The organism is Dyella silvatica (assembly GCF_026283955.1).
Taxonomy (GTDB): Bacteria; Pseudomonadota; Gammaproteobacteria; order Xanthomonadales; family Rhodanobacteraceae; genus Dyella_C; species Dyella_C silvatica.
In genome coordinates this window covers 22,835-40,909 of the sequence record NZ_JAPDPE010000008.1, presented here as the reverse complement: position 1 = coordinate 40,909, position 18,075 = coordinate 22,835, and the positions used below count along the sequence as shown (strand labels likewise).

Genomic DNA, 18,075 nt, shown 5'->3' with positions numbered 1-18,075 from the left:
AGGCGGGGTTTTGTCTGGTAGCAGCAACAGGCGGGATCAGTCGCCCATTTGTTTACGCTTATGCTCGTAGCGCTCCTGCGCATCGAGCGACAAGGTGGCGATGGGGCGCGCATCTAAGCGCTCCACGCCGATTTCCTCGTCGGTTTCTTCGCAATAGCCATAACGCCCTTCTTCGATCCGGCGCAAGGCTTTGTCAATCTTGGAGATCAGTTTGCGATAGCGATCGCGGGTACGCAGCTCGAGAGAGTTCTCGGTTTCCCGAGTGGCTCGCTCGGCTTCGTCGCCGACATCGCGCACTTCATCGCGCAAGTTCTCCATCGTCTGCCGTGACTCTTCCACAAGCTGATTGCGCCAATCGCGCAGCTTGTTGCGGAAGTAAGCCAGCTGACGAGGACTCATGTACTCCTCGTCCTTGTCGTTCGAGGGGTGATAGCCCTTCGGCAGAGTAATCTGGGTGGTGGATGGCAGGGCATAACGCCCATCGTCTTTGGTAATGCCGTTGTCGAGCGCTGCGGAACTATTCATCGAGGACTGCGGGGTCTTCTGTTTTTTGTGGATGGTGTGGCGCGCGGTGGCAGAGGCCACCCGCGGAGTCGCCACGGCGACTGCACTCGCAACCTTGCCTTTGAGAGGCGCGGCGGCGGGCTGCTGGGGTATAGGTTTGGCTATTGTGGCCGGTTTGCTGGCCGCTGGCACTACTTGTTTGGCTACCGGGCTGGCTACTGGCTTGGCGATCGGCGCTTTGGCAGCCGGCTGGCTGGGCGGCTTAACCGGCGCTACGGTCTTGGATACGACGGGCTTGACGACTTTTTTCACGGGCGCCTTCTTGGCATCGGGTTTCTTGGCGACGGGCGTCTTGCTCGGCGCGGTCTTCTTCGGCTGCGGCTTGGCCGCCACTTTCTTGGTCGCTGCAGGCTTGACGGCCGCGGACTGCTTGGTGCCGCTCGTCACTGCTTTCTTAACAACCGGCTTTTTCGCTGCCGTGCTCTTGACCGGCGCAACGGCTTTCTTGGCCACCGCTTTCTTTGCCGTCTTGGCAGGTGCCGCCTTGGCAGCTGGTTTTGCCACTGCACGCTTCACTGTCTGCCCACCCTTGGCAGCCCCGCCCTTAACAGCAGCTTTTGATTTGTGGGCTTTGACATCATTCGCCTTGCTCGCAGACTTCCCTTTCTGCGCCTTGACAGCTGCCGAACTACGCGTCGTTTTCGCCATATCCCTTCACCGTTTTGGCCGTGGCGGCCCGGTGTTATAGCTCATGTGCCTTACACCAGCAACCATGCTTCTGGAATACTGCAGCACTAATGGAGCTTATCCCGGTAAGCCGCAAACTGTCCTGGCAGCGTGAAACGTTTTGACCCGACTCATACTTTTACTGCTTGGTTTCTATAAGCGCTGGCTCAGCCCGTTGCTGGGGCAGCGCTGCCGCTTCCACCCCAGCTGCTCGGATTATGCACGGATTGCGGTTGCGCGCTTTGGTCCGCTTCGTGGCAGTCTGCTGACTGGTTGGCGATTATTGCGTTGTCAGCCCTTATGTACGGGCGGCGAAGACCCTGTCCCCGAGCAATTTACCTTTAGAGCCTGCTCGAAATCTCCGAGTAGCCCGCGTTGAGCCGCTATGGCTGCCAGGTGGTAGTGCGTGGCGCAGCGCCTGACTGGCCGTCAGGTCAAGCCGCGCGCTGGCACATGGCGGCCATAGCGACTCAAGCCTTGGGGCCTGAGCTGTTTGCCCGCACGACCGCGTCATCATTCAGTCGCGTACCGACGTACACTCTTTCGTTCTTCCTTGTCCTGCGAGCAAATGGTTTTCGGCGCGGGCCACTCGGAGATCTCGAACAGGCTCTTAGATGCCGCCCCCACGGAGAACCTCATGTCCACTAATTGGCTAATCAAGAACGCTGAACTGGTCAACGAAGGCCAGCGCACTCATGCCGACCTGCGGGTCAGCCATGGCCGCATCGAAACCATCGCCAGTCACCTGGATGCCCGCCCCGGCGAGCAGGTCGTCGATGCCAGCGGCTTGTGGCTGTTGCCTGGCATGATCGACGATCAGGTGCATTTTCGCGAACCCGGGCTCACCCATAAAGCCGATATCGCCCATGAGTCCCGCGCCTGCGCAGCGGGCGGCATCACCAGCTTCATGGAGATGCCCAATACCAAGCCGCCGGCACTGGACCGGGACTCGCTGGAGGCCAAATACGCCCGGGCCGCCGAAACCTCGGCGGTGAACTACGCCTTCTACCTCGGCGCCAGCAACGACAACCTGGAAGCGATCCGTACTCTCGACCCCAAGGCGGCGCCGGGCGTAAAGGTATTCATGGGCGCCTCCACCGGCAATATGCTGGTCGACAATCCGCAGGTGCTCGACGGCATCTTCCGCGAAGCCCCGGTACCGATCATCACGCACTGTGAAGACACCCCGATGATCGACGCCCTGCATGCCAAGGCGCGCGAAAAGTACGGTGACGAGATTCCTGCGCGAGAGCATCCATTAATCCGCTCGCGCGAGGCCTGCATTAAATCCACTCGGCTGGCGATTGCCCTGGCGCAAAAGCACGGCAGCCGCCTGCATGTACTGCATATCTCAACGGCCGATGAGTTGGCGCTATTTCAGCCCGGCCCTATCAAGGGCAAGCGAATCACCGCGGAAACCTGCGTGCATTTCCTGCATTTCGACGCCGCCGACTATGAGCGGCTAGGCTTTCTCATCAAATGCAATCCGGCGATCAAGAATGCCGCCGATCGCGAGGCCATTACCCAGGCGCTAGCCGAAGGCCGCATCGACGTACTGGCCACCGACCACGCGCCGCATTTGCTGGAAGAAAAAGCTCAGCTCTACGACAAAGCCCCCTCCGGGTTACCGCTGGTGCAGTTCGCCTTGCAGGCTGCGCTGCAACGGGTATTCGAAGGCAAGCTGACCCTGGAGCGGGTGGTGGAGGCGGTATGCCATGCGCCGGCAACCCTGTTCGATGTCCATCAGCGTGGCTATCTGCGCGAAGGCTATGCGGCCGACCTGGTGCTGGTCGATCCCAACCGGCCACACACAGTCAGCCGCGAAGAGGTTTTGTCGACCTGCGGCTGGTCGCCGTTCGAGGGCGTCACTTTCAACAGTTCCATTGCGGCCACCTTCGTCAACGGCCAACGGGTATGGGATGGATCGAAGGTCGATGGCTCAGTGCGCGGTCAGCGGTTGGCCTTTGATCGATGAGACTATGCTTACCGGCCTTGCTGGGGGCCACGTTTGCGCTTGCCATCAGCAACCATGTGTCAGCCGCCGCCCTATCGAACTTGCCGCAGAGTGTCTCGCAAGGTGGCTTGATCGTCGCCACCCTGCCTTTGGCGACCCGGGCCAGTCTCGCTGGCAAGGCGATTCACGTCGGTCGCGATGGCACGGTGGTGTTCGGCGCAGGACGGGACGAAAAGGGCCCGCTCAACATCAGCCTCATTTATCAAGATGGGCACCAAGAAAACGCGCTGATCCGCGTTACGCCGCGTAATTGGCCGGTTGAACGCGTCAATGGGGTACCGCCGCAAACGGTGAATCCCCCTCCCAGCGTCGCCGAGCGGATCAAACGCGAACAAGCTGAAGTAACAGCGGCGCGTAATCGTGACGATGAGCGCGAGGATTTTCTCAATGGTTTTGTCTGGCCGGTAAAAGGCCGCATCAGCGGCCGTTTCGGCAATCAGCGCATCGTCAACGGCGAGCCCAAGGCACCGCATTCAGGCATGGATATCGCCGTACCTGAGGGCACTCCAGTAAAAGCACCGGCCGCCGGCATCATCACGTTCGCCAAGCCTATGCAGTACCTCACCGGCGGCACGATACTGCTCGACCATGGGTTTGGGCTGAGTTCCAACTTCTTACACCTGTCGCGCATCGATGTGAAATCGGGCCAGCGGGTACAACAAGGCCAAATCATCGGACTTGCCGGCATGACCGGCCGTGCTACCGGACCGCATGTGCACTGGGGCTTCAACTGGTTTGGCACCCGCCTGGACCCACTACTGCTGCCAGGCATAGCGCAGCCTTGATCCTTAGTTTCAAAGCCACCATCAGCCCTAGGGGGAAACGGATGTCCAGCACCAGAGCAACCGAAAGCGCATGGCATTACCAAGACGGAGCCCAAGCTGCAGGGCCCGTCAGCGCAGAGGTTATTCGCCAGAAAATCCAGCAAGGCACTATTCGACGCGGCACCCTGGTATGGACCGACGGCATGGTGAACTGGGCTGCCGTAGAGAGCACCCCATTTGCCAATGAAAGCGGGTCAACACTGAATAATCCTTATGCCGCGACCTCGGCAGCCATCCTGTCACCCATGCAGCCATCGGCGGACGTCATCACCGGACCCGTCAGCGATACGCCGGCCTGGGTCATTGCGACCGCACCGTTATGGCTCACCTTGCTCACCCTGCTCCCAGGCACCAGTTTCGTAAGCATGGGGATTTATATCGGCCTCGCCGTATGGGACCGCGAAACGATCAAGAAAACTGGGCGCACTCCGTCCAATGCTTACTGGTGGGCCATTATCCTGGGGGCTTTCGGAGCGCCCATCTATCTCTATCTGAGATCACGGCGCCTCGACGGCAAAATGAGCTACTTCGTGACCAGCATCGTGTCGTTGGTGGTGTTTTTCTTAATCATCGCCGGCATCGCGATGGCAGCGAGAGGATGATTTTCGCCGCTACCCGCCAGGCTCATGCCGGCGGGGGCGGATCTATGTAACGGTGACCTCTTGGGCCACCACCTTCTCAGGGTACCGCCTTCAAAACCACCCGCACCGGGCTACCCTGGCCGGAGCGTCCCAGCACACTGACACGCTCATCATTGATTGCCAGCAATTTGTCGCCTTGCTGCAAACGCGCGGAGACTGCGAAATCCACGCCCTTGCCCAAGTCGGCCGGGTCATAGGTCAACATGAATTCGACCGGGGAAGCACCGACCGGCGCGATGCGCTCGTGCGCAATCGTCCGCGAGGGCGCATCCATCAGGCTGACATCTGACAAGGTCACTTCGAGCCAGGCATCCGCAGGCAAGGGCTGCGAGAGGCTGTATTCAACCTGGCCAGTGAGTGAGCGCATCAACGCGTGCTGAGCGGGCGCGCTGGCTTTGTGACCGCCAAACCAGCTCATGCAGGCAGTCAGCGAAAGGGCTGCAATGGCCAGGATGAGATAACGAATACGCATGGAAAGCTCCTGATGCCGCTCATGTGACGGCAGTGACTTGCCATGCTAACAGTCGTGCACCGCTACGCCATCAGCAACGGTCGCCACGGTAACCACCGACAATACCCTTGCTGGCATAGGCCACCGCGTCATGCGGGTGCAGGCTCTCTTGATGTTCGACGCGAATATGGAAATCGCCCAGGCGATCGTCGGCATCGAGCACGCGCTGAATCCGCCGCGCGGCATCTTCGCAAAACATCAGGTTGCCGCCATTGGCCAGGGCAAAGGCCTGCTCGTCCTCACGCTTCACCGCCGTCTGCACCGGCGTGCCAAGCGCATGCTCCACGCTATCGATCAAGCCGATCAGATCAAATCCGGTGTCTGCCGTCGGGCGAATTCGCAACCGCGCGATGCTGCGCTGGGCATGCGGCGTGGCCACGATGCCGCGCTCGCTGCCCAGCCACGCCAGCACCGCAGCATGGTCCAGCGCCGCGGTGGCGTCGAAGTCTTTGGCGAATTGATCCTGGATCAATTGCCGTGACAACGCCGCAGAAGCCGGACAGGTGGATGAGTAAACCACCTCGGTCCCGAACTCGATCAGAAAATCGTCGCCGGTCAGGCTGGCCTCGATGCATACCGGATAGGCACGCCAACCGCTGTTGTTACTACGCAAGGCCGGGCGGCGCACGAGATGCTCGAAACGGATACTGAGGCAAGCGCGATCCGACAGATCTTTATGCGAATCGAGGAAGCCACGCAACAGCTGATGCAGCATGTCGGCACTCAATGTTTGCGTGCTCAACGCCTGCTCGACCTGCAGATAAAGCCGCGACATGTGAATGCCGCGCTTGTCCGGGCGATGCAGGTTGACGAAGGCGCCGACGCGCGCGCTGGCGCGTTGCGGGTCGCCGTCGCCCGCGTCGAAACGCACCGGCACCTCGATGCCATCCATACCGACCCAGTCCAGCGCGCCGGCAAAATGCCGGCGGCATGCGCCGCCGTGAGACCAGCAATCTTGGGGCATCCACCCCGGGGCGCAATAGTGACCGCAGGGAAACGCTGCGTCTGCAACATTCACCTTGATGGCAAGCCAGCCAGCGATGCGTCGCCACCCAGCCTGCCAAATCAGCGTTACTGAGTTTGACGCCAGGCCCGAGCCGCTTGCCAGGCCCGCCAGGCAACGCTTGGGCCCTGCCACAGCTGGGCCTTACGCAACGCAGCGAGCGGCTCTGCCGACTTGGCCGCCCGCAAAGTCATGCGATTTCCATGGCGCGATTCCAGCCCGCGAAACACACTCAACGGGCCCGGCAGGCGCTCCGCCTCGCGCCAGGCGCTAGCCAAATCGCTCAATTGCGCGCGAATCGCCTCTTCACGCTCTGCACTGGCCTTATGCAATTGCGCGCGACTGAGGCTGTAACGAGCCAATCGTGCCATCGGCAAAGGCAGACGGTCGCGCTCAGCGTCCTCTTCTAATCGCAGCAAGGCATGCAGCAAATGCGACAACACCGCAGCGCGCGCGGCCCGCTCACACGATACGCCGTCGCCATACCACCAGCTCGTTTCCAATGCGGCCAGCGCGCCATGCAACTGCGTCGCAGCGGCGACCTGGGCGGCAAAATCCGCGGCCGTACCCTCTTCCAACTGAGCCATCGCCGCCAATACCGGCGCCAGCCAGCGCTCGCCGGCTATCGCATGCGCGCGCTCATCGTCGAACAGCACCTGGGTTAACGGATGCCGCCCGCCACTGGCAGCGGCACCAGCCAGCTCCTCAGCCCACCAATTGAGCTTGGCTGCGGCTACTTGGGGTTCGCGAATACCGTAAGCAGCGCCCAGCAGCTCCTGCTCCAGCGCGGCCAAGGCGATATGCCCCGGATACTGCCGGGGGTCGACAAAGCTCAGGGCGATGCGCTGTTGTGGCTGCACCGCCAACCATTTATCGATATAGCTTTGCAGCGCGCCGCCAGGGGCAACATCCGTACTCATGACATCCGCGCTCACGCCGGCACGGGTCGAAGCTGGAGTAGTTCAGCCAACTGCAGAGGATGATCAAGCACGGCATCCGCCCCCCATTGCCAGGGGTTGCCGCCATCGAGATAGCCCCAGCTGACGGCCACGGTGTAGAGACCCGCGGCAGCGCCGGCCAACACATCGCGATGGTCGTCACCGACGAACACACAACGCGCCGGGTCCAGCCCAGCCTGTTCACAGGCCAAGAACACCGGCGCCGGATCGGGCTTTTTCACCGCCAGCGTGTCACCGGAAACCACCGCACGGGCTCGACCCGACCAGCCCAGGCGCCGGACCAGCTCATCGGTAAGAAAACCAGGCTTGTTGGTCACAATGCCCCAGGCCAGACCTTGCGCTTCAAGCATGCCGAGCAGCTCGACCACGCCATCGAAGGGCCGTGTCTTCTGCGCCATCACTTCTTCGTACAACCTCAGATAACGCGGAACCAGATCCTGTATGCCGGCTTGATCGCGGCCAGGGAAACCGCAACGCAAAATTTCTCTAGAGCCACGCGACACAACCTCGCGCACCGGCGCATAAGCTGGCGCGGCAACGCCTTCTTCCTCGCATTGCAGCAGCAATGCGGCGTATAGGTCGGGCGCGCTGTCGAGCAAGGTGCCGTCGAGATCGAACAGCACACCCTGGATATTTTCAGGCAAGGATTTCAACGCACCCAGCGCTGGGATATTCAATGGAGTCATGGCTGACGTCATGCGGGCTTACGCGCACTAAGCAAGTAATTCACCGCGGTGAAACGGCTAAGCCAGGCCTTGCGGGTCAGCGGGTTATAGCCCAGACCCGAGACATCCTCCAGCTCCAGGCCGGCATGACGGAGCAAGCGCCCCAGCTCGGATGGCTTAAGGAACTGTGCGTAGTGATGGGTGCCACGCGGCAGCATGCGCATCACGTATTCGGCACCAAGAATCGCCGCGCCGAAAGCCGCCGGAGTACGGTTTAGCGTCGACATGAAAACACGGCCACCCGGCTTGACCAACGCAGCCAAGTCAGCCACCAAGGCGGCTGGGTCAGGCACATGCTCGATCAGTTCCATACAGCACACGGCATCGAATGCCGCCGGTTCCGCCGCGGCAAGATCGGCCGAGGATTGCACCCGATAATCGACGCTGAGATTGGACTCATGCAGATGCAGCTTGGCGATGTCGATCACCTTCTGCCCCATATCAATACCGGTGACCTGGGCACCGGCGCGCGCCAGCGTTTCGCTGAGCAGACCGCCACCGCAGCCGACATCCACGACCCGCGCGCCACGCAACTCCGTGCGGGCAGCGATATAAGCGGTACGCACCGGATTAAGGTCGTGCAGCGGGCGCGACTCGCCATCCGGATCCCACCAGCGCGACGCCAGCTGGTCGAAACGGGCAATTTCTTCGGGGCTTACATTAGCGGCTTGCATGATGAGTTCCTCTTGCGCGTGGCAAGTCGACCGACTGTCGAAAGGGGATGCCAGTCGGTGAGGGCTGGAGAAGCAGCGTGAAGCTTAGCGCGCCTGCCATTCGTACACCGTAAATTCCCAACCGCCGCTGATATAGGCCGGATCGGTATGGACGATAGCCAGGGCCGCTTCGAGGCTCTCTGCCAGCAACAGGTAGGCGCCGCCTGATTTATCGCTAAAGGGCCCGCTCAATTCGATCCGTCCGCCAGCGCGTAGCCCTTCGAGAAAATCCTGGTGCGGTTTCACCATCGCCGGATCGAACTGTGGACGGCGCATGACCAAGATCAAATAGCGATTCATCGACATTACCTAGGAAACAGAGATCGAAAACGAGGATAGCGCTCACGCATCAGCCAGCCGCAATGCGCTCACGCCAGGCACGGGTCTTGCTCAAAATGGCGGCAGTGTCGACATCGATCAATTCACGCGTATCGAGCTTGCGTACACCAGCGATCCAGACGTCGCTGACCTGATGCCGGCCGGTGCTATAAACCAGTTGCGAGGCGATATGAAACAGCGGTTGCGTCTCGAGATCCGACAGCCGCACAGCGGCAAAATCGGCTTGCTTGCCTACCTCGATCGAACCGATCTTTGTTTCCAGCCCCATCGCCTTGGCGCCATTCAGCGTTGCTGCGCGCAGCGCATGGGCCGCGTCAAAGGCTGCGGCATCACCAGCCACCGCCTTAGCCAATAGTGCCGCGGTACGCATCTCGCCGAACATATCCAAATCATTGTTGGAGGCGCAGCCATCGGTGCCGATGGCCACGTTGACGCCTGCCTGGCGCAATTTTTCGGCCGGGCAAAACCCCGAGGCCAGCTTGAGATTCGACTCCGGGCAATGCACCACCGATACGCCCGCCTCGGCGCATGCCGCAATCTCGCCATCGGTCAGCTGAGTCATATGCACGGCAATCAGGCGGTCGTTGACCAGGCCTAACTTTTGCAACCGCTGGAACGGACGCAGGCCGCTCTTTTTCTTTTCTTCCTCGACTTCGTGCGCGGTCTCATGGGTATGCAAATGGACCGGAATATCCAATTGGTCGGCCAGCACACGAATGCGGAGCAAACGCGGTGCTCACCAGGGCATCGCCCAGAAAGCTGTCATGCACATCGCCGGCCCGCTCGAAATATTCGTCCTGGGATTTTGCCCAGGCGGTGGGGAAATCGATCACCGGCAAACCAACAACCGCGCGAAACCCCATGCGCCGATAGGTGGCACCGATCACGTCGGGAAAGAAATAATTTTCGTTGGTGCAGGTGGTGCCACCGCGCAACATCTCCGCCACCGCCAGCTCGACGCCATCGCGGACGAATTCCGGCCCCATGACTTTGGCTTCGGCAGGCCAGATGTGCTGCTGCAGCCAGACCATCAAGGGCAAGTCATCCGCCAGACCGCGCAGCAGTGTCATGGGGTTGTGCGTGTGGGCGTTGACCAGGCCGGGAATCAACGCATGCTCGGTCAGCGCTACGCGCTCGCGCGGTGCGTAGGCGGCACGGGCGTCAGCAATGGGTAGCAAAGCGACAATACACCCTTCGCTGACAGCTACTGCGTAATTTTCCAGCACCACAGCGTGGGGTTCTACCGGCACGACCCAGCGCGCTTCGATCAACAGGTCGACGGGTTGCAAGGCGGTCGGGTTCATCTGAACTCACTCTGTGGCATCAACTGGTACGACATGGGGCGGTGCACCTTGCGGTGGCCGCCCCATGTCTATAACCGCGGCCCTGGCGCAAGCCAGAACAGCGATTGGCAACGCATACGCCGGTGCTTGTTGGCGCCAGCTCATGCGCTCATGCATCACTTCACGCGGCTGAAATATTCGCCGGTGCGGGTATCGACCTTGATGATTTCGTCTTGATTGACGAACAACGGCACGCGCACCACCGCACCGGTTTCCAGCTTGGCCGGCTTGCCGCCACCGCCGGAGGTATCGCCGCGCACGCCCGGATCCGTCTCGACGATTTTCAGCTCGACGAAGTTCGGCGCCTGCACCGAAATCGGACGACCGTTCCACAAGGTCACGACGCAGGCTTCTTCACCCTTAAGCCACTTGGCAGTCTCGCCCATCGCGGTCTTGTCGGCCTGATGCTGCTCGAAGGTTTCTTGCTGCATGAAATGCCAGAACTCGCCATCGCTGTAGAGATACTGCATATCGGTATCGACCACGTCGGCGCCTTCGAACGAGTCGCTCGACTTCAGCGTCTTTTCGGTGGTGCGGCCGTTAAGCAGGTTGAGGATACGGATACGGGTAAAGGCTTGGCCCTTGCCCGGCTTGATGAACTCCGCCTCGACGATGGTATAGGGGGCGCCGTCAACGATGATTTTTACACCGTTTTTAACGTCGTTGAGCCCGTAAGTGGCCATGCAGTACGCTCCAAAATGAAATGCCAATTCGATGGGCAAAGGCCCCAAAAGCCCTTTGCACGCCCTCATCAGCGGCTAAAATATGCAAATTGACGGGCCATTGCCCGGCACAAGGCCGCACATGATAACCGCAAGCCCCGGCGCCCGCATTACACACCACCAAATGGCCAGCCCGGCGGACACCGCCCCGAAGCCGGCCGACTGGCGCCAGCTATGGCGGGATTCGCTCACCGATGCCGCTGAACTGCTGCGCCAGCTAGGCCTGGAGCATCTCCACAGCCAGTTGCCTGCTGGCAACGCAGGCTTTGCCTTGCGCGTTCCCCGTGGCTTCTTAGCGCGCATGCAGCATGGCGACCCGCACGACCCCTTATTGCTGCAAGTGCTGCCTTCGCTGGCCGAACTGGAGCAGCCGCCGGGCTTCGCTGTCGATGCGGTTGGCGACCTGGACGCACGAGCGGCCCAGGGGGTGCTGCATAAATACCAGGGCCGCGCGCTGCTGATCGCCAGCGGCAGCTGCGCCATCAATTGCCGCTACTGCTTTCGCCGCCACTTCCCGTACGGCGACGAAATGGCCGCGGCAGGCCAATGGCGACAGGCCTTGGAGCACGTGCGACAAGATGCCTCGATCAGCGAATTAATCCTCTCTGGCGGCGACCCGCTGGCCCTGACCACCGCCAAACTGGAAGAGCTTACCCGGGGCTTGGCCGACATCCCCCATGTCACCCGGTTGCGTATCCACACCCGGTTGCCCGTGGTGTTGCCGGAACGGGTCGACGAGGCCTTCCAACAGTGGCTGACGGCACTGCCACTACAAAAAGTGGTCGTGCTGCATGCCAACCATGCCAATGAATTTGACGCCAGTGTAGACGCGGCCTGCACACGCCTGCGGGCGACCGGGGCCACCGTGCTCAATCAATCGGTGCTGCTGCGCGGCATCAACGACCATGCGGACACCTTGGCCGCGCTATCGGAGCGGCTGTTCGCCGCCGGCGTATTGCCGTACTACCTGCACCAGCTCGATCGCGTGCAGGGCGCGGCACACTTTGAAGTCGACGACAGCCGCGCGCAGGCCTTGATCGAGGCTGTTCGGGCGCGCCTACCTGGCTACCTGGTACCCAAGCTGGTCCGCGAAGTCGGTGGCGACACTGCTAAGCGGCCAGTTTGATCACGTCTTAGACAGCACATGCGCGCGCCGTCACTCTAGGGATATTTCTGCTGGCGGCGATGATCGGAATCCGTTACAACCCAAGAGTGATCGGCACTAGCGATCGGCTGGCACTGCAGCCGGCGGCAACCTACGGATAGCTCGACGTAACCATGAAGACAGACCTGGTCATCAAGATTCTTTTCATCGAAAAATCGGTTGAAGATGCCGAGCAAATCATCAGCCTGCTGCGCAATAACGGTATTGCCGTGCGCCCTGCCCGCGCGACCCAGGCCGAGCAAGTGCAAAGCGCACTGGATGAGCTCGGACCGGATCTGGTGCTATTTGACCCTTCCATCGGCAGCGTGGAACTACGCGACCTGACCCGCCAGCTCGATGCACATGGGCGCGACTTGTCGCTGATCGCGCTGGTCGCTCATCTGGACAACGACGAGGTGACCAACCTCTTTGCCAATGGTGTGCGCAGCATTGGCCTGCGGCCCCAGCCGAAACAATTGATGGCGGTTATCCAGCGCGAATTCGAAGCCTTGAATACGCGTCGCCAACTGCGCCGCCTGGAGGCCGCACTGCGCGAGTCCGAGCGGCGCTGCGATGCCTTGCTCGACTCCTCGACCGACGCCATCGCCTATGTGCATGAAGGTATGCATGTGCGCGCCAATCAGGCGTATCTGGAAACCTTCGGTTACGACAGCTTTGAAGATCTGCTCGGCCTGCCGGTGCTCGACATGATCAGCCCCAGCCATGCCGATGAATTCAAGGCCACCCTGAAGATGCTCTCGCGGGGCGAAAAGGCCCCCAATCTGCTCGACCTGCAAGCGCGTCGCGCCGACGCGGCCACCTTCAAAGCCAGCGTGGAATTTGCCCATGCCACCTTCGAGGGCGAGTCTTGCCTGCAAGTCGTGTTCCGGCGGCAGCAGATCGATCCGGGCATGATCGAGCATTTGCAACGAGATCCGGTCACCGGCCTGTTCAATCGCGCACGCACCCTGGAAGGCATCGACCAAGCCGTCGCTGCCGCGGCCAAAGGCACCAAGGGTCAATCGTTGTTATTGATCGAACCTGACAACTGGCAATCCATTGTGGCCGGCATCGGCCTGGGCAAAGCCGATGAGTTGCTCACCGCTTTCGCCGCTCGCGTGCAAACCCTGCTCGGCCTCGAAGACAGTGCAGGCTTGCTCGCCGAGCACACCATCGGCGTCACGCTGCATTCGCGTAACGATGAAAGCGTCAAGGCCTGGATCGCCAGCCTGCAGCAAAGTATCGCCAGCGATATCTTCGACGTCGGCACCCGCTCCATCACGGTCACGACCAGCATCGGCGGCAGCTTGCTCGGCGAAAAAAACGCCAATACCGAGTTACTGCTCGATCAGGCCAGCCAGGCGCTGCGCAATGCGCAAAGCCAGGGCGGCAACCGCAGCGAACTGCACGACCCGGCCGCACGCGACAAAGCCGACGAAGAGCGCGAGCGTTACTGGCTTAGCTTGCTCAAGCAAGCCCTGATCCAGAATGAGTTCGTGCTCTACCACCAGCAAATCATCAGCCTGCAAGACGCCGAAGGTGAGTTCTCGGAAATTCTGTTGCGCATGAACGGCCCGCAAGGCGAGGTATTGCCAGGCTTCTTCATGCCGATCGCCGAGAAGCACAACCTGACCCCAGCCATCGACCGCTGGGTATTGAATCAGGTCATCGATACGCTGCGCGCACGCGAACGCTACAACAGCCCAACCACCTTCTTCGTCAAGCTGACGGCTGGCTCGTTGAATGACGCCACGTTACTACCCTGGCTGGGCGAACGCCTGAAACAGGCGGCGTTGCGGCATGGGCAAATCGTGCTGGAAATGACCGAAAGCAAGGTCGTGACGGCACTGCGTCCGGCGCAAGAATTCGTCAATACCTGGAAGCAATACGGCGGCCATTTCGCACTGGAGCAATTTGGCTCGGGATTGAATTCCTTCCAGCTACTCAACCACATCGACGCGGATTACCTGAAGATCGACCGCAGCTACATGGCCGAACTGCCGCAGCACCCAGAGAACCAAAAGCGCGTCGCCGAACTATGCCGCCAAACGCATGAAATGAAGCGGCTGACTATCGCCGAATGGGTGGAAGACGCAGCCAGCACGTCGCTGCTATTTGCCTGTGGCGTTGATTTCGTCCAAGGCAACTTTCTGCAAGAGCCACAGCGACTGCACGGCTGATCGGCTTGATCCAACTGCCGCCTCCTCAAAGAGGCGGCAAAGCCCGATCGACGATCAGTCCGATAAAGACCAGCCCGATAAGATCAGCCCGATTCGCGTACAGCACGCGCAACAAAAAACCCGCGGAGCCATCCGCGGGTTTTTTTGTCGAGCAAGACGCTGAGGTCTTACTTGGCAGCAGCGGCTGCAGCAGCCTTCGATGCAGCCTTGATGGCGGCAGCGGCGGCGATATCTTCTTTAATACGAGCAGCCTTGCCTTCCAGGCCACGCAGGTAGTAAAGCTTGGCGCCACGCACCTTGCCCTTGCGCTTCACTTCCACCGAGTCGATGGCCTGGCTGTGCGACTGGAACACGCGCTCCACGCCGGTGCCATGCGAAATCTTGCGCACGGTGAAAGCCGAATGCAGGCCGCGGCTACGCTTGGCGATAACGATACCCTCGAACGCCTGAACGCGCTCGCGGTTACCTTCCTTCACTTTCACGTTAACCACCACGGTGTCGCCAGGGCCGAAATCAGGCAGCTGGCGGGTGATCTGCTCGGCTTCGAACTGTTCAATGATCTTGTTCATGGCACACCCGTCGATAATTTGCTGCGACCTTACTCAGCCGCATCGTTTTGCCGCGCATATTCGCGGCGGAATTCATCCAACAACGCACGGGATTCAGCATCCAACGCGCGTTGCGCCAATAAGTCCGGGCGGCGCAGCCAGGTTCTACCTAGCGATTGCTTCAGGCGCCAGCGGCGAATCGCCGCGTGATCACCAGAGAGCAATACCTCCGGCACGTTACCGAATGCATCAAGCACCGGCTTCGCATAATGCGGACAGTCAAGCAGCCCGTTCGAGAACGAATCCTGCTCGGCAGATTGCGCATCGTTCAATGCACCCTCTTGCAAGCGGCCCACGGCGTCAATCACCACCGCAGCGCCCAGCTCACCACCAGACAACACATAATCGCCGATAGAAAGCTCTTCGTCGACCTCGTGCGCCAGCAGACGCTCGTCCACACCTTCATAACGACCACAGAGCAAGGCGATTCGCGGCAACTTGGCCAGCGCCTCCACCCTGCCCTGTGTCAGCCGCGCTCCTTGCGGACTGAGATAAATCACATGCACCGGTTCCGGTGCCGCCTCGCGCAGGGCTTTCAACACCGCGCGCAAAGGCTCGATCAGCATCACCATTCCGGGGCCGCCGCCATACGTACGGCTATCCACGGTGCGGTAATTGTCGGTGGCGAAGTCGCGCGGGTTCCAGGTTTCCACCTGCAACAACTCACGTTGCTGCGCACGTCCCACGACACCTACAGCGGCACACTGGTGCACGAAGTCGGGAAACAGCGTAACGACGTCGAAGCGCATCAGGCCCTCAATCCAGCAACATCAGAATTCAGGATCCCAGTCCACCACCATGCGCCCGCCGGACAAATCCACCGAACGCACATAAGAACCCTGGACGAAAGGAACCAGCCGCTCGCGCTCGCCGTCCCTCACTACCACGACATCGTTGGCGCCCGTAGCGAACAGGTGAGCCACCCGCCCCAGCACCACGCCTTCCGTGGTGACGACCTCGAGACCTTCGAGATCGACCCAGTAATACTCATCCTTGCCAGGAGGCGGCAGTTGCTCACGGGCGACATAAATGTCATGACCGATCAATGCAGCTGCCTGTTCGCGGTCCGTTACCTCGGGCAAAAAGGCGACTAAACCCTTGCCCTGGGGACGGCCCTTGACTCCCTTGACCTCCAACTCCGTGCCCGGCGCCGAACTAAGCAGCCAGGGCTGGTAATCGAAGATCCGCATGCGCGGCTCGGTCCAAGATTCGATCTTGAGCCAGCCTTGCACGCCGTACAGTCCGACGATGCGCCCAACCAGGACGCGTCGACCGGCTGCCGTCATGCTCAGGCAGCCTGCTGCTTGCCGGCTTCCTTAAGCAGGGCGGCGACCTTATCAGTCAGCTGCGCACCCTTGCCCACCCATTCTTTAACGCGCTCGACGTTCAGCTCAAGGCGCTTGTCCTTGCCCGAAGCAACGGGGTTGTAATAACCCACGCTTTCGATGTTACGGCCATCGCGCTTGTTGCGCTGGTCGGTAACAACGACGTGGTAGAACGGACGGCCCTTGGCGCCGCCGCGCGAAAGACGAATCTTGACCATAGTAAAAGCTCCAGAGTTGCCGGAAAGGCCGGCAGCACGCACGAGACCGTGCGCGGTAAACATGGCATTTTAGCGAAAATCAGAAAAAAGGGAATAGGTAATCGAGATCAGAGGCCGATTAAGCCCACACCGCAGCCCAAGTTACCCTCCCATCAAGGCGCATCAGCGCATGGGAGGCATGCCGCCGCCCATCCCGCCCATGCCCTTCATGGCACCGCGCATCTGCCGCAACAGGCCTTTGCTGCCGCCCTTGGACAGCTTGGACATCATCTTTTCCATTTGCATGTATTGCTTGAGCAGACGGTTGACGTCCGCCGGCTGACTGCCTGAACCGCGCGCTACGCGGGCGCGGCGGGAGCCATTGAGCAAATCCGGATGGCGGCGCTCTTTCTTGGTCATCGAATTGATGATGGCCACCATACGGCCAATTTCGTTGTTATTGACCTTGGATTTCACACTGTCCGGCAGATTGGCTACGCCGGGCAACTTATCCATCAAGCCAGCCAGGCCGCCCATGCTGTTCATCTGCTCGAGCTGGTCTTTCATATCGTTCAGGTCGAAGCGTTTGCCCTTGATGACCTTTTCGGCCAGCTTCTGCGCCTTTTCCTGATCGACCTTGCGCTCGACCTCCTCGACCAGCGACAGCACGTCGCCCATGCCGAGGATGCGTTGCGCCAGGCGATCCGGATGGAACGGCTCCAGCGCGTCGGTTTTTTCGCCAGCGCCGAGGAATTTGATCGGACGGCCGGTGACGTAGCGCACCGACAGTGCCGCACCGCCACGGGCGTCGCCGTCGGTCTTGGTCAGTACCACGCCAGTAAGCGGCAAGGCGTCGGCAAAGGCCTTGGCCGTATTGGCCGCGTCCTGACCCGTCATCGAGTCGACCACGAACAAGGTCTCGATCGGGTTGATCGCGGCATGCAAGGCCTTGATCTCGGTCATCATCGCTTCGTCGATATGCAGGCGGCCGGCGGTATCGACCAACAACACATCAACCACTTCGCGGCGCGCAGCGGCAATGGCCGCCTTGGCGATATCCACCGGGTTCTGCCCCGCCTCAGACGGGAAGAACTTCACCCCGACCTGCTCGGCCAGCGTACGCAATTGCTCGATAGCGGCGGGACGATAGACGTCGCAACTGACCACCATCACTTTCTTTTTCTTGCGCTCGGTGAGGAAGCGCGCAAGTTTGGCCACGGTGGTGGTTTTACCGGCACCCTGCAAACCTGCCATCAGCACCACGGCCGGAGGCTGCTGGGCCAGGTTCAGTTCGGCATTGGCGGTGCCCATGACCGCGGTCAGTTCGTCGCTGACCACCTTGACCAGGGCCTGGCCCGGCGACAGGCTCTTGAGCACATCCTGGCCCACCGCACGCACCTTGACGCGCTCGATCAGCGCCTGCACCACTGGCAGCGCGACATCAGCCTCCAGCAGCGCAATGCGCACTTCGCGCAGCGACTCGCGAATGTTTTCTTCGGTCAGTCGGCCGCGACCACGCAGGCGGTTAACGGTGGCGGAAAGACGTTGGCTCAATGACTCGAACATGGCGATGGGTGTTGAATGAGAAGTCGCACAG

19 protein-coding genes and 1 pseudogene are annotated in these 18,075 nt (G+C 60.8%); 6 read left to right on the top strand and 14 right to left on the bottom strand.

Annotation, left to right across the window (positions count from 1 at the left end; translation table 11 throughout):
- Positions 1-36: 36 nt before the first annotated feature.
- Positions 37-1,212 carry an RNA polymerase-binding protein DksA gene (dksA, locus tag OUZ52_RS03105; protein ID WP_266156836.1) on the bottom strand — a complete coding sequence of 392 codons (1,176 nt, stop codon included), beginning with the start codon at positions 1,210-1,212 and terminating at the stop codon, positions 37-39.
- Positions 1,213-1,351: 139 nt separating this feature from the next.
- On the opposite strand from dksA, the gene yidD reads away from it, so the two are divergent.
- The 4 genes from yidD (at position 1,352) to OUZ52_RS03085 (ending at position 4,670) form a co-directional block, all read left to right on the top strand.
- Entirely contained in the window at positions 1,352-1,609 is a 258-nt protein-coding gene (gene yidD, locus OUZ52_RS03100) for a membrane protein insertion efficiency factor YidD (protein WP_266156835.1), read from the top strand.
- A gap of 258 nt (positions 1,610-1,867) precedes the next feature.
- Positions 1,868-3,205: a dihydroorotase gene (locus tag OUZ52_RS03095; RefSeq protein WP_266156834.1), complete on the top strand. Its 1,338-nt coding sequence runs from the start codon at positions 1,868-1,870 to the stop codon at positions 3,203-3,205.
- Entirely contained in the window at positions 3,202-4,029 is an 828-nt protein-coding gene (locus OUZ52_RS03090) for a M23 family metallopeptidase (RefSeq protein ID WP_266156833.1), read from the top strand. The genes OUZ52_RS03095 and OUZ52_RS03090 overlap by 4 nt, the downstream gene beginning before the upstream one ends.
- A complete protein-coding gene (locus tag OUZ52_RS03085; RefSeq protein ID WP_266156832.1) occupies positions 4,026-4,670 on the top strand; it encodes a DUF4339 domain-containing protein in 645 nt (214 codons plus the stop codon). The genes OUZ52_RS03090 and OUZ52_RS03085 overlap by 4 nt, the downstream gene beginning before the upstream one ends.
- Positions 4,671-4,746: 76 nt before the next feature.
- Here the strand turns inward: OUZ52_RS03085 and OUZ52_RS03080 are convergent, their stop codons facing one another.
- From OUZ52_RS03080 to efp, 8 genes and pseudogenes are all read right to left on the bottom strand, one after another.
- On the bottom strand, positions 4,747-5,181 hold the full coding sequence (locus OUZ52_RS03080; RefSeq protein ID WP_266156831.1) for a YbaY family lipoprotein: 435 nt from the start codon (positions 5,179-5,181) through the stop codon (positions 4,747-4,749).
- Between the two features lie 70 nt (positions 5,182-5,251).
- A complete protein-coding gene (gene folE2 / locus OUZ52_RS03075; RefSeq protein ID WP_266156830.1) occupies positions 5,252-6,184 on the bottom strand; it encodes a GTP cyclohydrolase FolE2 in 933 nt (310 codons plus the stop codon).
- Positions 6,185-6,291: 107 nt separating this feature from the next.
- Complete coding sequence (locus OUZ52_RS03070) at positions 6,292-7,143, bottom strand: squalene/phytoene synthase family protein (protein WP_266156829.1); 852 nt, start codon at positions 7,141-7,143, stop codon at positions 6,292-6,294.
- Between the two features lie 11 nt (positions 7,144-7,154).
- Positions 7,155-7,835: a phosphoglycolate phosphatase gene (gene gph, locus OUZ52_RS03065; protein ID WP_266156873.1), complete on the bottom strand. Its 681-nt coding sequence runs from the start codon at positions 7,833-7,835 to the stop codon at positions 7,155-7,157.
- Between the two features lie 41 nt (positions 7,836-7,876).
- On the bottom strand, positions 7,877-8,581 hold the full coding sequence (gene ubiG / locus OUZ52_RS03060) for a bifunctional 2-polyprenyl-6-hydroxyphenol methylase/3-demethylubiquinol 3-O-methyltransferase UbiG (protein WP_266156828.1): 705 nt from the start codon (positions 8,579-8,581) through the stop codon (positions 7,877-7,879).
- Between the two features lie 84 nt (positions 8,582-8,665).
- Positions 8,666-8,920 carry a YciI family protein gene (locus tag OUZ52_RS03055; protein ID WP_266156827.1) on the bottom strand — a complete coding sequence of 85 codons (255 nt, stop codon included), beginning with the start codon at positions 8,918-8,920 and terminating at the stop codon, positions 8,666-8,668.
- A 49-nt stretch (positions 8,921-8,969) separates the two neighbouring features.
- Positions 8,970-10,263, bottom strand: a pseudogene (locus OUZ52_RS03050) (TRZ/ATZ family hydrolase).
- 155 nt (positions 10,264-10,418) lie between these two features.
- A complete protein-coding gene (gene efp / locus OUZ52_RS03045; RefSeq protein ID WP_266156826.1) occupies positions 10,419-10,985 on the bottom strand; it encodes an elongation factor P in 567 nt (188 codons plus the stop codon).
- A 121-nt stretch (positions 10,986-11,106) separates the two neighbouring features.
- Between efp and epmB the strand changes: the two genes are divergently transcribed.
- The gene (gene epmB, locus OUZ52_RS03040) at positions 11,107-12,150 is read left to right on the top strand and encodes an EF-P beta-lysylation protein EpmB (RefSeq protein ID WP_266156825.1); all 1,044 of its coding nucleotides are present in this window, start codon (positions 11,107-11,109) and stop codon (positions 12,148-12,150) included.
- Positions 12,151-12,302: 152 nt separating this feature from the next.
- Positions 12,303-14,348 (top strand): GGDEF/EAL domain-containing response regulator, encoded by a 2,046-nt coding sequence (locus OUZ52_RS03035; protein WP_266156824.1) that lies wholly within the window; start codon positions 12,303-12,305, stop codon positions 14,346-14,348.
- Positions 14,349-14,515: 167 nt separating this feature from the next.
- On the opposite strand, the gene rplS is transcribed toward OUZ52_RS03035, so the two are convergent.
- The 5 genes from rplS to ffh all read right to left on the bottom strand — a co-directional run bounded on the left by rplS (position 14,516) and on the right by ffh (position 18,044).
- Positions 14,516-14,917 carry a 50S ribosomal protein L19 gene (gene rplS / locus OUZ52_RS03030; RefSeq protein ID WP_266156823.1) on the bottom strand — a complete coding sequence of 134 codons (402 nt, stop codon included), beginning with the start codon at positions 14,915-14,917 and terminating at the stop codon, positions 14,516-14,518.
- Positions 14,918-14,946: 29 nt separating this feature from the next.
- Positions 14,947-15,705 (bottom strand): tRNA (guanosine(37)-N1)-methyltransferase TrmD, encoded by a 759-nt coding sequence (gene trmD, locus OUZ52_RS03025; RefSeq protein ID WP_266156822.1) that lies wholly within the window; start codon positions 15,703-15,705, stop codon positions 14,947-14,949.
- A 21-nt stretch (positions 15,706-15,726) separates the two neighbouring features.
- On the bottom strand, positions 15,727-16,242 hold the full coding sequence (rimM, locus tag OUZ52_RS03020) for a ribosome maturation factor RimM (RefSeq protein ID WP_266156821.1): 516 nt from the start codon (positions 16,240-16,242) through the stop codon (positions 15,727-15,729).
- 2 nt (positions 16,243-16,244) lie between these two features.
- Positions 16,245-16,499 (bottom strand): 30S ribosomal protein S16, encoded by a 255-nt coding sequence (gene rpsP / locus OUZ52_RS03015; protein WP_114844057.1) that lies wholly within the window; start codon positions 16,497-16,499, stop codon positions 16,245-16,247.
- 162 nt (positions 16,500-16,661) lie between these two features.
- Entirely contained in the window at positions 16,662-18,044 is a 1,383-nt protein-coding gene (ffh, locus tag OUZ52_RS03010; RefSeq protein WP_266156820.1) for a signal recognition particle protein, read from the bottom strand.
- Between the last annotated feature and the right edge of the window lie 31 nt (positions 18,045-18,075).

Excerpts from the sequence above, each read along its gene's own strand:
- rimM (WP_266156821.1), bottom strand. The coding sequence starts at position 16,242 with ATGACGGCAGCCGGTCGACGCGTCCTGGTTGGGCGCATCGTCGGACTG.
- OUZ52_RS03090 (WP_266156833.1), top strand. The coding sequence starts at position 3,202 with ATGAGACTATGCTTACCGGCCTTGCTGGGGGCCACGTTTGCGCTTGCC.
- epmB (WP_266156825.1), top strand. The coding sequence starts at position 11,107 with ATGATAACCGCAAGCCCCGGCGCCCGCATTACACACCACCAAATGGCC.
- rpsP (WP_114844057.1), bottom strand. The coding sequence starts at position 16,499 with ATGGTCAAGATTCGTCTTTCGCGCGGCGGCGCCAAGGGCCGTCCGTTC.
- folE2 (WP_266156830.1), bottom strand. The coding sequence starts at position 6,184 with ATGCCCCAAGATTGCTGGTCTCACGGCGGCGCATGCCGCCGGCATTTT.
- efp (WP_266156826.1), bottom strand. The coding sequence starts at position 10,985 with ATGGCCACTTACGGGCTCAACGACGTTAAAAACGGTGTAAAAATCATC.
- OUZ52_RS03035 (WP_266156824.1), top strand. The coding sequence starts at position 12,303 with ATGAAGACAGACCTGGTCATCAAGATTCTTTTCATCGAAAAATCGGTT.
- OUZ52_RS03095 (WP_266156834.1), top strand. The coding sequence starts at position 1,868 with ATGTCCACTAATTGGCTAATCAAGAACGCTGAACTGGTCAACGAAGGC.
- OUZ52_RS03070 (WP_266156829.1), bottom strand. The coding sequence starts at position 7,143 with ATGAGTACGGATGTTGCCCCTGGCGGCGCGCTGCAAAGCTATATCGAT.
- OUZ52_RS03080 (WP_266156831.1), bottom strand. The coding sequence starts at position 5,181 with ATGCGTATTCGTTATCTCATCCTGGCCATTGCAGCCCTTTCGCTGACT.
- trmD (WP_266156822.1), bottom strand. The coding sequence starts at position 15,705 with ATGCGCTTCGACGTCGTTACGCTGTTTCCCGACTTCGTGCACCAGTGT.
- rplS (WP_266156823.1), bottom strand. The coding sequence starts at position 14,917 with ATGAACAAGATCATTGAACAGTTCGAAGCCGAGCAGATCACCCGCCAG.
- dksA (WP_266156836.1), bottom strand. The coding sequence starts at position 1,212 with ATGGCGAAAACGACGCGTAGTTCGGCAGCTGTCAAGGCGCAGAAAGGG.
- OUZ52_RS03055 (WP_266156827.1), bottom strand. The coding sequence starts at position 8,920 with ATGAATCGCTATTTGATCTTGGTCATGCGCCGTCCACAGTTCGATCCG.
- ffh (WP_266156820.1), bottom strand. The coding sequence starts at position 18,044 with ATGTTCGAGTCATTGAGCCAACGTCTTTCCGCCACCGTTAACCGCCTG.
- ubiG (WP_266156828.1), bottom strand. The coding sequence starts at position 8,581 with ATGCAAGCCGCTAATGTAAGCCCCGAAGAAATTGCCCGTTTCGACCAG.